This is a genomic window from Butyrivibrio sp. AE3006 (assembly GCF_000424165.1).
GTDB lineage: Bacteria > Bacillota > Clostridia > Lachnospirales > Lachnospiraceae > Butyrivibrio.
Genome location: NZ_AUJJ01000025.1, coordinates 21,896 through 35,270, shown reverse-complemented (window position 1 = coordinate 35,270; position 13,375 = coordinate 21,896). Strand labels below are relative to the sequence as shown.

16 protein-coding genes are annotated in these 13,375 nt (G+C 40.2%); all 16 read left to right on the top strand.

Annotation, left to right across the window (positions count from 1 at the left end; all coding sequences use genetic code 11):
- Positions 1-57: 57 nt before the first annotated feature.
- Positions 58-1,485, top strand: a complete 1,428-nt coding sequence (locus G603_RS0113130) for an RNA-guided endonuclease InsQ/TnpB family protein (protein ID WP_242834883.1) — start codon at positions 58-60, stop codon at positions 1,483-1,485.
- A 166-nt stretch (positions 1,486-1,651) separates the two neighbouring features.
- Positions 1,652-2,164 (top strand): 2'-5' RNA ligase family protein, encoded by a 513-nt coding sequence (locus tag G603_RS0113125; RefSeq protein ID WP_026670514.1) that lies wholly within the window; start codon positions 1,652-1,654, stop codon positions 2,162-2,164.
- Between the two features lie 23 nt (positions 2,165-2,187).
- On the top strand, positions 2,188-2,778 hold the full coding sequence (locus tag G603_RS0113120; protein WP_035793192.1) for an HD domain-containing protein: 591 nt from the start codon (positions 2,188-2,190) through the stop codon (positions 2,776-2,778).
- 385 nt (positions 2,779-3,163) lie between these two features.
- Complete coding sequence (gene rsgA / locus G603_RS20370; RefSeq protein WP_051207862.1) at positions 3,164-4,180, top strand: ribosome small subunit-dependent GTPase A; 1,017 nt, start codon at positions 3,164-3,166, stop codon at positions 4,178-4,180.
- A 16-nt stretch (positions 4,181-4,196) separates the two neighbouring features.
- A complete protein-coding gene (locus G603_RS0113110) occupies positions 4,197-5,147 on the top strand; it encodes a GNAT family N-acetyltransferase (RefSeq protein WP_026670512.1) in 951 nt (316 codons plus the stop codon).
- A gap of 13 nt (positions 5,148-5,160) precedes the next feature.
- A complete protein-coding gene (locus G603_RS0113105) occupies positions 5,161-6,036 on the top strand; it encodes a GNAT family N-acetyltransferase (protein ID WP_026670511.1) in 876 nt (291 codons plus the stop codon).
- 114 nt (positions 6,037-6,150) lie between these two features.
- Entirely contained in the window at positions 6,151-6,612 is a 462-nt protein-coding gene (locus G603_RS0113100; protein ID WP_026670510.1) for a GNAT family N-acetyltransferase, read from the top strand.
- Between the two features lie 314 nt (positions 6,613-6,926).
- Complete coding sequence (locus tag G603_RS0113095) at positions 6,927-7,412, top strand: GNAT family N-acetyltransferase (RefSeq protein ID WP_026670509.1); 486 nt, start codon at positions 6,927-6,929, stop codon at positions 7,410-7,412.
- Between the two features lie 296 nt (positions 7,413-7,708).
- Positions 7,709-8,353 (top strand): DUF998 domain-containing protein, encoded by a 645-nt coding sequence (locus G603_RS22050; protein WP_035793189.1) that lies wholly within the window; start codon positions 7,709-7,711, stop codon positions 8,351-8,353.
- A 276-nt stretch (positions 8,354-8,629) separates the two neighbouring features.
- Positions 8,630-9,247: a class I SAM-dependent methyltransferase gene (locus tag G603_RS0113075; RefSeq protein WP_026670508.1), complete on the top strand. Its 618-nt coding sequence runs from the start codon at positions 8,630-8,632 to the stop codon at positions 9,245-9,247.
- 102 nt (positions 9,248-9,349) lie between these two features.
- Positions 9,350-9,571 (top strand): hypothetical protein, encoded by a 222-nt coding sequence (locus G603_RS0113070; RefSeq protein WP_026496936.1) that lies wholly within the window; start codon positions 9,350-9,352, stop codon positions 9,569-9,571.
- Positions 9,572-9,581: 10 nt separating this feature from the next.
- Positions 9,582-9,782: a hypothetical protein gene (locus G603_RS0113065; RefSeq protein WP_026525838.1), complete on the top strand. Its 201-nt coding sequence runs from the start codon at positions 9,582-9,584 to the stop codon at positions 9,780-9,782.
- 141 nt (positions 9,783-9,923) lie between these two features.
- Positions 9,924-10,916: a serine hydrolase domain-containing protein gene (locus tag G603_RS0113060; RefSeq protein WP_026670507.1), complete on the top strand. Its 993-nt coding sequence runs from the start codon at positions 9,924-9,926 to the stop codon at positions 10,914-10,916.
- A 74-nt stretch (positions 10,917-10,990) separates the two neighbouring features.
- Positions 10,991-11,524, top strand: a complete 534-nt coding sequence (locus tag G603_RS20360) for a GNAT family N-acetyltransferase (RefSeq protein WP_051207860.1) — start codon at positions 10,991-10,993, stop codon at positions 11,522-11,524.
- A gap of 227 nt (positions 11,525-11,751) precedes the next feature.
- Positions 11,752-12,873 (top strand): acyltransferase family protein, encoded by a 1,122-nt coding sequence (locus G603_RS0113050; RefSeq protein WP_196808073.1) that lies wholly within the window; start codon positions 11,752-11,754, stop codon positions 12,871-12,873.
- Positions 12,873-13,307, top strand: coding sequence for a helix-turn-helix domain-containing protein (locus G603_RS0113045; protein WP_022774247.1), 435 nt, complete (start codon positions 12,873-12,875; stop codon positions 13,305-13,307). Before G603_RS0113050 ends, G603_RS0113045 begins: the two co-directional genes overlap by 1 nt.
- Positions 13,308-13,375 lie beyond the last annotated feature (68 nt).

Sequence of the window (13,375 nt, the reverse complement as noted above, 5' to 3'; positions counted from 1 at the left end):
ACACAAACAAATGTTTGCATATTTGCTATAAATATGCTATAATACAGAGTATAAGGCTTGGCGAAGGGAATTACAACCGTGTACAGAACAAGGCAGTTCAGAATCAGTAAAAACAACAGACTATATGGTTACTGCAGCGATATCTGCAGAGCCTGCGCCATTCTGTACAACAGGGCTAATTTCATAATCCGTCAGTATTCTTCAGCCGTGGAAGCCATGGCATCCTACAGACCCCTGTATCCCAATCAGATGCAGGTATTCAGGCTTGTGAATAACACCCTCGATGGTACAAAATATCAGGTAAAAGGTTCCTGGCTTTCTTACAATGCCCTCGACTATCTTTTAAAGACCACAAAAGATAAGGCATACTACGGGCTTCCATCACAGGCAAACCAGCAGATACTGAAGCTCCTGCTTAGGGATTACAAGTCATTTTTTGAGGCAGTGAAGGCATATGTAAAGACTCCGTCTGCTTTTACAGGACGTCCCCGCATGCCCAGGTATGTAGGTGAGGGAAAGTACAAGACAGCCATACTCACAAACCAGATATGCAGGATAAAGGATGACTCTCTTATCAGATTCCCCGGAACAAACGATATGCTAAGACTTGGTGAAGACTTCCCTTCCGGAAAGCTTAAGGAAGTGCGCATAAAGCCACATGGGAAGGACTTTGTGATAGATGTCGTTATGGATGTGGAAACAAGGGGCATGGCTACTGCTGATGATAAGGAAATACTGAAGGATCTTGCAGATATGGCGGATATTTCAGGCATCCATGTAATGGCAATAGATCCCGGAACAGATAACATAGCTGCCGTAGTAAACAACTTTGGCGAGAGCCCCTTTGTCATAAAGGGCGGAACCATCAAGGCTATCAACCAGTTTTACAACAAGGAAATGGGAAGACTCGCTTCATGTGCCATGAGATGCAATAAGAGATACCGTACCAGAAAAATGAGCATCCTTACTGAAAAGAGGAACAGGAGGATAAAGGACCAGTTCCACAAGATAAGCAGACAGCTTGCGGACTATGCAAGGGATAACCGTGTCGATGTTGTGGTAATGGGACATAACGTATTCCAGAAACAGGAAGCAGATATGGGACATATCAGTAACCAGAATTTTGTGCAGATACCAATGCTGATATTTGCAGATATGCTCCGCTATAAGCTTGCTGAATATGGGATAAGATTTGCCCTGACCGAGGAGAGCTATACTTCGAAGGCTGATTTTCTTGCCATGGATCCTATCCCCATGTATGAAAAAGGGAAGAATAAAGAATACTCTTTTTCAGGAAGAAGGATAAAAAGAGGACTCTACAGGCACTACGATGGAACACTCACAAATGCAGACATAAACGGGGCTGCAAATATCTTGAGAAAAGTATTCCCAAAGGTAACACAATGGGATAGGGGCATAGTGGACATGCCATGTTCTTCAGGATGCCATAGGCATACTGAAGGTTCATGCCGCACAGCGGCATAACAGAAACCCTTTCCGACGCAGAGTCGGTGAGGGTAGTTCATGTTAGTTGAATTATGCACACTCTGATTTCGCAGATGAAGCAAGTAGGCTACAAACCATCAAAAAACCGAACTCTTTTCCGTAATGGAGAAGTAATAGTTATGGAAAACAGTAAAAAGGTGATTAGATGTTAAGAACGATAATGATATTCCCACAATTCAAAAATATAGAAATAATAAATGAAATCAGAAATCGATACGATCCTTTGGCAAAGCTGGTTCGTCCTCATATCACGCTGGTTTTTCCGTTTGAAAATGAAATGTCAAATGAGGAGTTAGAAGAAAAGCTGACAAGCAGTTTAAAGGACGTAAAGCCTTTTGAATTGGTATTACATGGTTTTAGTAAAACAGACGATAATTATCTCTTTTTGAATATAGAAAAAGGAAAAGATATAATTGAAGGCATTCATGATGAACTGTATGCAAATCATTTTAAAGATTATGATCTTGGATTACCTTACATTCCCCATATGACTGTAGGTAAGCTTAATAATGATCAAGAGTTAAGCAATGCTTATGAATATGTAAAAAACATAGATGTGAGCTTTCAGACTATTGTAAATAAGATCTCGGTAGAAATGATAGGCGAACACGATGAATCAATCATAGCTTTTGATAGGAGGCTGGATGATAACAATTAAAGAATAAGAGTAAGAGGAGTGGTATGGCAGTGGAACAAGATAAAATAATCAGTGACGCAATAGGTTATGTTAAAGAGCTTTTTGCAGGGAATTCAGATGGGCACGGAGCAGATCATACTATGCGTGTATATCATAATGCACAGATGATTCTTGCGGAGTATACAGAAGCAGATAGTTTTGTTGTTTTGCTTTCTGCGTTATTACACGATGCAGATGACCACAAGCTTTTTAATACAGAGAACAACATGAATGCCCGGACGTTTATGGAACGTAACAATATACCTTCAGAAACGATAGAACAGGTCTGTCGGGCAATTAACTCAGTGTCATTTAGCCATAACAGAGGGAAAAGTCCTGAAACGTTAGAAGGAAAGATAGTTCAGGATGCTGACAGACTTGATGCCATTGGAGCGATTGGAATCGCCAGAACATTTGCTTATGGTGGGAAAGTAGGAAGGCCATTGTCAGATTCCATAAAGCATTTTTACGATAAGCTTCTCCTTTTAAAGGATGAAATGAATACAGATGCAGCTAAGAAAATAGCGCTAAAGAGACATGAATTTATGAAGGAGTTTCTGGAAGAGTATTATTCAGAAACTTCTGAAACTGTGTGATATAACTCGGCAGTTTGCCGAGTTGAATGCAGTGTAAAATACACCCAAATAAGTGTAACTATTGCTATGTGTACGTTTTATTGATAAACTCTAAGAGTAAAAAATCTAAAAGAAAGCGAGGTAATCATATATGTTTGAAATGAGAATAAGCAGTGTAGAGATTGTAACTGAATATAGTATGAGACCCTCGGCTTATGAATATCATCAGAAAGCGGTATAATTTACTTTGCTGTCTTTCATCATATGAAAATGGTATTATGCGATTTGAGTCGTGGCATTTTTGTCGCGGCTTTTTCTATGCATATTAAAGCGATATTTCCATAAACAGGGTCTCCAAAAAGATGTGATAACTACCAATAACAAGAAGAAAAATGGAGACAAAACAATGAAAACAAATATTGAACAAAACACTATATCAACAGAGAACAAAGGAAGAATTTCTGAGATTCAAAAAAACACCTACACCATCAGTTTTCAGGGAAAAGAGGTGCCTGCAAAACTAAAGGGAAGTTTCAGGGAAGCAGAGGCCAGTCAGCTTCCGGTCGTAGGTGACTATGTGATTTTTAAATTCAACCCAATAGGCGATTCTGTAATAGAGTCAGTCTGCGAAAGAAAGAGTTTTCTGCAAAGGCCTGATCAGGCAAAGACACGCACAATGCAGTATATGCTGGCCAATGCGGATTATACTTTTATAATTACCTCATTAAACGAGGACTATAGCTACAACAGGATAGCCAGATATATCAGTGTTGTATTGCAGGGCGGATCTGTACCGGTGGTTATTTTGACCAAATCAGACCTATGCAGCAATACAGGTAGATATATAAGAGAGGTGGAGAGTATTTCTGACAAGGCAAGGGTTCATGCCATATGCGCTCTTTATGATATAGGACTTGAGGAACTTTCAGAATACATGATGAGAGGAACTACCATCGCGCTCTTAGGATCCTCCGGAGCAGGGAAGTCAACGCTTCTAAATGCTCTTGCAGGAAAAGAGATCATGAAGACTTCGGAGGTTCGTGCTTCCGATTCTACAGGGAAACATACTACCACCCACAGGCAGCTCATAGAACTTGAAAATGGCGTTTCAATAATTGACACTCCCGGAATGAGGGAGATTGGCATTGCGAGAGCAGAAGAGGGGCTGGAAGATACATTTTCAGATATCGTAGAACTGGAAGCTATGTGCAGGTTCAGTGACTGCCGGCATGATACTGAACCCGGATGTGCAATTAAAGCAGCGATTGGAAGTGGGGAGCTTTCTGAGGAGAGATATATGCTCTATAAGTCACTTACAACCGAGAATATTCGTAACTACGCAAAGAAAAAGGAAATTGCGAAATGGGCGAAGGTAGCAAAGAAGGTTAAAGAAGCTAATAACAGGTCATATTCACAGGGATAATACAAGAGAGGAAAGAATGATAATTCAAGACTTTGAACCTAGACATATAGAGGAAGCAATGGGCATTGCCCTTAGTACATACAATTATGAGAGGAAGTTTACACAGGCTCTTCCGGAAATATCAGGCATTCCGATACTAAAACAATTATCAGAAAATGGATTAGGCGTTGCAGCATTTGAAGGCGAGAAGATGGTCGGATTCCTTTGCAGTGTGGAACCGTTTGAGAATGCTTTTCGTTCCACTAATGTGAGAGGTGTTTTTTCACCCATGGGTGCGAATGGTGCAGTCATGGAAAATCACGGCAAGATCTATGCAGCATTGTATCAGGCAGCCGCAAAAAAGTGGGTAAAAGCAGGAGCGTTGTCACATTCAATTTGTTTATATGACCATGATGAGGAAGCAAAACAGCAGCTTTTTCGTTATGGCTTTGGAATGAGGTGCATGGATGCCATTCGTCCGATGGAACCAATTGACTGCGCCTCATGCGATGGATATGAGTTTTTTGAATTGCCCAAAGAAGATTTTGCATATGTTTATCCGCTTCATTTGGCACTTCATGAACATTACTGCTCCAGTCCATTTTTTATGAATCGAGAACCTGCTACACAGGAAGAGTTTTTAACTTTTTCTGAAAAGGAACGTTACTTTGTAGCGAAGAAAGACGGAGAACTATGCGCCTATATGGAAGTGTCAGACGAAGGCGAAACATTTGTTGCATCCGGCGGTGTTTACCGCCATATCACGGGGGCATATTGTTTACCGGAACACAGGGGCAGAGGCGCATATCAGAATCTGTTAAATTTTGTTATTAATACTTTGAAAGCAGAAGGATATACTATACTGGGAGTAGATTTTGAAAGTATCAATCCGGCAGGAAGCGGCTTTTGGCTTAAGTATTTTATAGCTTATACCAATAGTGTCGTGCGCAGGATAGATGAATGGATTTTAACGGAAAAACTATTGTAGGGAGTAAAATACAATGGAATTAATTAGTGACTACATGAGAGATGACGCATACCGTCATATGCTGAACGAATTGACGCAAAAGACATTCGGATTTGACTTTGAAGGATGGGTTACGAATGGCTATTTTGAAGGCGATTATATCCCTTTTTCCTATCTGGAAGGAGGAAAAATAGTATCCAATGTATCTGTCAATCGAATGTGTTTCAGGCAAAATGGGGCCGTTAAAAACTATATCCAGATAGGAACGGTTATGACTGATTTGGACTATAGAAAGCAAGGCCTTGCCGCCGGATTGATGAAACATGTTATCAAAGAGTATGATAAAGACTATGACGGCATCTATCTTTTTGGTAATCTGAGTGCTGTCGGTTTTTATCGTAAGATGGGGTTCGAAACAATAAATCAGTACAGATATTTTCTAAAAGAAGAATTCGGTATTTTTGATAAAAACGCTGAACCCTTCAGATCTATACAGGATATGGATGATGATATAATGAAGAAATATCTGGATTATGTTCGTATTAGCGAGCCTCATTCCTCTTTTGAACAGATAAATAAATATGGTCTGCAGATGTTCTATACATCAGGACTGGATAATGTTTTATACTGCGCTGATCTTGATTGCTTTATCGTGCTGGAAGAGGGAGAGATACCTGTATTGCAGTCAATTCTGTGCAGGAAAAAAGTCGCCCTCAAAGATGTTGTAAAGCGTATAGACATTGAGAAAACCAGACTCATGTTGGGATTTACTCCCATTGAAGAGGATGAGGATAAATGCGTTTCTGAAGTATATGAAGGCGGAGATGACTACAGACTTTTTTACAGAGGTAAAAAACTTGAGTCTATCGAACAGGATAAATTATATTTCCCGGATTTATCACATGCGTAAATCTGATGAAATAATTGATAAAATGTAAACTGGAGTTTGTTGGGAGAGATTGGGGAATATGCCGCTGAAGTGGTCGCTCACTTAAGGCAAGAATAAGTTAAGGAGATAAAACTGATGCAAATAAGGCTTGCAGTAGAGACAGATTATGAATCAGTTCTAAGAATTATGAATCAGGTTCAGGATATTCATGTTGAATTGAGACCTGACATATACAAAGAGAATAAAGTGATAATTGCCAAGGAAGAATTTATGGAAGCACTGGAAGGTGAAACTTTCTATGTGGCGGAGGATGGAGAAAAAGTTATAGGCATTATGGGACTTACTTATCGTCATATAGAGTCATCTTCACATGTAACGAGGGATGTTATTTTTGTGGATTGCATGGCAGTCGACGAGCCATACAGAGGAACGGGAGTAGGTCATGCATTTTTTGACAAGTTAAAGGAAGTTGCAAGGGAAAAACATTCTGACGGCATAGAACTCCAAGTGAATGCGAGAAATAAACAGGCGTATGAGATGTATGCAAAATACGGATTTAGTGAGAAATCAATAAATATGGAATTACTGGAATGGTAACTAATTACTATCGCTGATTTGACTCATCTGTAGAGAATGAATACCTTAAGCTTTATCAGGCAGGTACATTGAGCGCAGAGCAATTAGATGAAATAAGACGCGTAGGATTGGGAATGTAGGATAATTGACGGAGAACAGTGAAAAACAGGTCTTTATCAGTGTAAGTGTAAGATCTGTTTTTTTATTGTGCTATTTTTTAAGAACAATATAGCGATGCTTATTGAAACTGGTTTAGTGATGACGTATGGTGATTTCAGCGGAAAATCATACAGTTGAAGAAAATGGGTTTTTTTAGTCCGGAAGGGGAAAATATAATGCTTAGATTAAGACCATATAAACGAGAAGACGCAGAGACCATTATTTCATGGAGCAAAGATGAAAGATCCTTCTATAAATGGAGCGCAGGAATCATGGGCAAGTATCCCATAACTCAGGAAGAATTTCGATTTGTAGATTCCCTGATGGCGTTTACTGCATTTGATGAGAATGGAATAATCGGTTTTTTCACTTTGAGAAATCCACGCGAGTCATTGGATGAGTTGCGTATAGGATTTGTTATTGTGGATCCGGCACAAAGAGGAACAGGCAAAGGAAAGGAAATGATCAAACTGGCACTCACATATGCGTTTGAAATATATGGCGCCAGTAAGGTTACTCTGGGTGTTTTTGAAAATAATGAGCCCGCACATTATTGCTATAAAGAGGCCGGATTTAAAGATTGTATTTTGGAAGAGCCGGAAACATATGAGGTTATGGGTGAAAAATGGGGATGTATAGAAATGATTGCAGAGCCAAAATAGTTTGATGCTTGTGGAAGAGGGAAGACCTGTTCCAGAGAACATAACGGGTTTTATTTAGATGATATAGGTGTCAAAAGTCAAAAATGCGTACATGCTTGCATGTTAAGCATTTTGACTTTATGACCCGAACAAATATGAGGAATTAGCAATTTACGAAGTAAATTAGCGGTTTCCGAATATTTGTAGAATTGCGAGAGTTTCGAAGAAACGGAGCAATTCGTATATCATTAGGTGTCAAAATTTACTTTTGACACCTACATCATTTAGATGGTTTAGTCATCAGATAGGAGTGAGTAATGACCAGGAAACTGATTAACTGGATTGGACTTACAGGGCTTGCTGCACTTATATCATACGCAGCTGCTGCATACTTTTGCAGAAGTGCTTTTCCGGGCTATAACTGGATGGCATCCGCTGTAAGTGATCTTTCGGCAGAGACGGCACCTTCGAGGCAGCTTTGGGACAGGCTCGCTGCTGTATATTCAGCAGGAAGCGTGGTATGTGCCACATGCGTAGCAATATATGTATCGGAGAATAAGATTTCAACCAGGATGTTCCGTGTGGGAATCTACCTTTTTACTATAATGAACTGGATATCAAAGGTAGGTTATTCGATGTTTTCTCTTGATGATGCCGGTAAGCAGATATCTTCATTTCAGGAAGTAATGCACATGGTTGTTACCGCATTTGTGGTAATCCTTTCAATAGCATCGCTTGTCCTGCTGATAATTGCCGGATGCAGGAATAAAGAGGTGAGAGGCATCGGAATCTGGGCAGCCATATTCTTTGCCATGATGCTGATGGGACCTATCGGTATGCAGGCGTTTCCTCCTCAGTACTTTGGCATAGCAGAAAGGTTCAGCATTTACTCTGCCATAGGATTTAATGCTGTTCTTGGAGTATATCTTTTCAACGGTTTTGGAAATGAAGTGAAGGGTTGATGGTCCACAGGGACGGGGGTGAAAATGGACCCCGTCCCCCTGGACCATCACATTATTTCTTTTGAATAAAGAAGATCAACACCTCCGTCGTAGTTGACGATCTCTTTATTTTCTATCTCAAAGTTTTCAATTGATTTTTCAAACATTATAATTTCTTTTCCTTCCAATTGTGTTATCGTATTAACATATTTTAAAAGACTTTTTTACATCATTCAACCAATGGCAATATGTGTGAGGGATGTAGGTCATAAAAGTATTTGGAGGAGAAAATAATTAATGTTAGACAACAAAGGTTTTGATTTATGGGCAGATGGCTATGATGCAGCCGTTGGCCTTTCGGATGAAGAAAACAGTTATCCTTTTGCAGGATATAAGGATGTTCTTGGCACTATTTTCAAAGAAATCATGTCAAAGAAAAATGCCAGAGTTCTTGATATAGGTTTTGGAACAGGCACACTTACGACAAAGCTCTATGAGAATGGGTGTGAAGTCTATGGACAGGATTTTTCACAGAGAATGATTGAACTGGCCAAAGAGAAAATGGAAAATGCCCACCTTTATCAGGGAGATTTTACAAATGGATTAGTAAAAGAGCTCTCGGAAAATAAGTATGATTACATCGTCGGAACATATTCTTTGCATCATCTGACAGACGAGCAGAAGGTTATCTTTTTAAAGTCGTTGCTTGAAAGATTGGATGAAGGCGGAAAACTTCTCATTGGGGATGTCGCATTTGAAACAAGGACAGCGCTGGAAAAGTGTAAAGAAGAAGTCGGAGATGAATGGGATGAGGATGAAATCTATTTTGTGATTGATGAACTCAGAAAATCGTTCGATAAAGTAGAGTTTTTCCCTAAGTCATATTGTGCTGGTGTGATAGAGATAATGCCATGATCAGTCAGAGATAGAGGTAAAACATGGAAGAGATAAAGCTGACAGAGCCTGTAGCTGAATAATGCTATAATGAAGCTACCAAAAAGGTGAAAGGAGAAGCCTATGAAATCGATTCTAATCAGTGATACAACGAAAGAAGAACGTGAGCAGATAGTTAAGGCATCTCTGGATTGTGGTGGCGGCTGCGAAAACTGCTCATCATGCTGGCTTGGAGGAGGTAGTCCCTGGGATATCTATCAGGACTACATAGACGGCAAAAAAGAGATTCGCGAGATAAATCAGGAATACATGGAAAAATATCGCCAGGACAGACAGATACATTGAGGAACAAACTATGGGGAATCCACCTGAAATAACAGAGTCAACAATTGAAGAGCGCAGAGAGTATGTAAAGAAAAGATTTCCCTGCATTGCCGACTGTGACATGTGCGGCCTTTGTAAGGTCTTCCGTGGAAAGGATGCCGAAACTGCCTATGCGGATTACATAAATGGCAATAGGACATTTTTGGAAGTCTCTGCGGATTACAAAAAATGATTGGATTGTATACCGCACCTGCTTTGTAAAGTGCGGCATATTTATTCATTACAAACAATTTAAGATTCTTCTTGAAAACAATTTTTAATAGAGTTAGCCTTCTTTTAGGACGTCCAAATCTATCCTAAGAGGAGGCAAAAAATGAATAGAGAAGAACTGCATAGTTTTATTTCTGAGAGTAAAGGAAACGAAAGCAATATCTGTCAGATCTGCGCCATAGGGGATGAGAAAGTCGTCTATGAGGATTGCTGGCGCGGATTTAAAAGCGAAGACGCCATCAACGTCAACTCAGTTACAAAGGGTGTCATGGCAATACTTGCAGGTATCGCTGTTGACAAGGGTGCTATAAAGAGCATCGATGAAAAAGTCTTAACATTCTTCCCGGATTATCAGGTTAAGCGTGGAGAAAAAACAATATATGATGTCACCATAAGGCACCTTCTTACCATGACTGCTCCCTATAAGGGTAAATCAGAGCCATGGAAAAAGGTATGTACTTCGGACGACTGGACAAAGGCTGCGCTGGATTTTCTTGGAGGGAGAAACGGAATAACCGGAGAATTCAGATATGCAACACTTGGAATCCAGATTCTTGCCGGTATTATTGAGCATGCAACCGGAGAAAAATGCATAGATTTCGCCAATAAGAATCTGTTCATTCCACTTGGGATCCCTGAGCATACCATTCATGGCACCAGCAGTAAAGAGGATCAGTTCGACTTCTTCATGAATAAAGGACCACGAAAAAATGAGTGGTACTCTGATCCCCAGGACACAGTCACTGCCGGTTGGGGCCTTTGTGCTTCCGGAAAAGATCTTGCAAGGATTGGTTCCATGGTTTTAAACGAAGGAAAATATAAAGGTAATCAGATAGTTTCTTCGGAATGGATAAGGCAGATGACCACGCCGTATTTGAAGCTTGGAGAGAGATTTGGATTCATGGAATACGGGTATCTCTGGTACAAGCCGATTGAGGACAGAGAGGTCTACGCGGCAATAGGCGATTCCGGAAATATAATCTATATAAACAAAGAACAGAACCTTTCTGTAGGAATGACCGGAACCTTTAAACCAAGGATTTTTGACAGGGTAGAATTTATTGAGAAATATGTGATTCCTGTGGCTTTATCGTGAGTATGTTAAGGTGTAATGAAAACATTTGATTATTGGACATAACAGGTTGTGTGAAAAAGCGTGGGAGTAATTTTATGGAACTAAGAAAAATAAACATTCAGGATGCAAAGGCGCAGTGGGAATATACCACTGTGCTTCCGGAGGATGAGAATGGTCTCACTAACCCATATCATGGAGTTTCTTTTGATGAATACAGGGAAAAAGTTCTTCCAACCCTGATATCCTATGAGCATCCCGTTAATATGCCGGACTGGTTTGTGCCGGAAACATATTATTATCTCTGGGATGATGGGAAGCTTGTGGGTGAATTCCGTATAAGACACCACCTTACGGATGTCCTTCGAACAGGTGCAGGTCATATCGGGTACAGTATTTCAAAAGACCATCGCGGGAAGGGCTATGGAACTGAAGGATTAAAACTGACACTTCAGATTGCAAAAGGGATTGTGCCGGAAGAAGAGATATACCTTCGCGTTAATAAGGACAATATTGCTTCTCAAAAGGTCATGACTAATAACGGGGCATATAGAACCGGCGAAGACGAAGATCACTTTTTCATGCGGGTAAAGAAAGATATCTGTCCATCTTGCGGAGAAACTTGGTTATGAATTTGACCATGAATATGTGGCCTATGAAGTTGACAGCAAGAACAGATTGAATTCTTCTGCGAAAGATAATTAAAAAATACTTAGGTACTATGACCATGAAGGTTGATTATCTCGGTCTGACGGCACCAATGAGCGCTTTTATAAAACTATGCGCTCGCAACCAAATTTAACAAAAAATAGCAAAATATGTAAGCTTCGCTTGGTAGACAGGCGGAGCTTACTTTTTTATGATTAAGAAAAATGTTAAAATACTTAGCAAAGGTGGTAGAAATATGAGAAAGGCATATTTGGATAATATTCGCTGGATAACAGTAGTGCTGGTTGTCATCTATCATGTAATTTACATATTCAACGGTGTAACACAACATGGAATCATCGGACCTTTCAGTAAATATCAGCCCCAGGATACATATCAGTACATTGTATATCCTTGGTTCATGTTACTTCTGTTTGTGGTATCCGGCATGTCAGCCCGCTTTGAACTAATTAAACGAACAGAAAAGGAATTTATCAGCGTAAGGACGAGAAAGTATCTTGTACCATCAACAATCGGCCTTCTTGTTTTCGGCTGGATTCTTGGCTATTACAACATGCTGATGTCTGGTGCATTTAATTCCATGAACAACGTACCGGGGCCAATCCTTTTCCTGATAATGGCAGTCAGCGGCTCAGGCCCTCTGTGGTACCTTCAGATGCTTTGGCTCTTCAGCATGATACTGGTACTGATCAGAAGGATTGAAAAAGACAGATTCTATAATATCTGTGGTAAAGCAAATCTTTTGACACTTATACTTCTTGTTATACCCGTATATGGAGCGGCGCAGATACTTAACACACCGATAATTGTGGTATACAGATTCGGTATCTACGGACTGGGCTTTATGATCGGCTACTTTGTATTGTCCCATGACGAAGTGATGGATCGACTTGGTAAAAACTGGCTGTTATTAAGCATCCTTGGCTTCGCATCCTGCATAGCCTTTGTGATTTTATATAAAGGTCAGCCTTATCCGGATCACGTAGTTCTGGACACAATCATGTGCAATGTATACGCATGGTTTGGAACTCTCGGTATACTTGCCTTCATGAAAAAATGGGGAAATTTCACGAATGCTTTCTCAAAGTGGATGTGCCGAAAATCATGGGGCCTCTACGTATTCCATTATCTGATGATAGCGGTCAGCGGATGGTATCTGCATACATTATGTCCGTTCCTTGCCCCTGTCATCGTATACCTGTTGGTTGCAATAGCAGCATTCGCAGGCTCCTACCTTCTGTATGAAATCATGAGCCGCATACCTTTCATAAGGTGGTGTGTTCTGGGAATAAAAAAGGAGAAGAAAAAATAATGAGTTTTGCAGACAATCTTATGGAATTAAGAAAGCTTAATAACCTGTCACAGGAGGAAATTGCTGAGAAGATAGGCGTATCCAGACAGACGCTTTCAAAATATGAGACCGGAGAGTCGCTGCCGGACATAAAGAGATGTAAGATGCTGGCTGACCTCTTTGGTGTATCCATGGACGACCTTATCTCATATGAAAAGAATGATTCGGACAACCTGGGATATGCTATACCGCCGAAAGGAAAACATATCTTTGGAATGGTCAAAGTGGGAGATAAGGGTCAGATTGTCATTCCTGCCAAAGCAAGAAAGATCTTCGATATTAAAACAGGCGACAATCTGATTGTCCTCGGAGATGAATTCCAGGGTATAGCTCTTATTAAGGAGACGGGCCTTCTCGGTCTTATCAACAGTGCGAAAGAAAGTATAACTGACTAAAAGAATGTAGGTGAAATTAGAATAGGATGTAATGCGAACTAAGATATATTTTGATGGATCTCATCCAG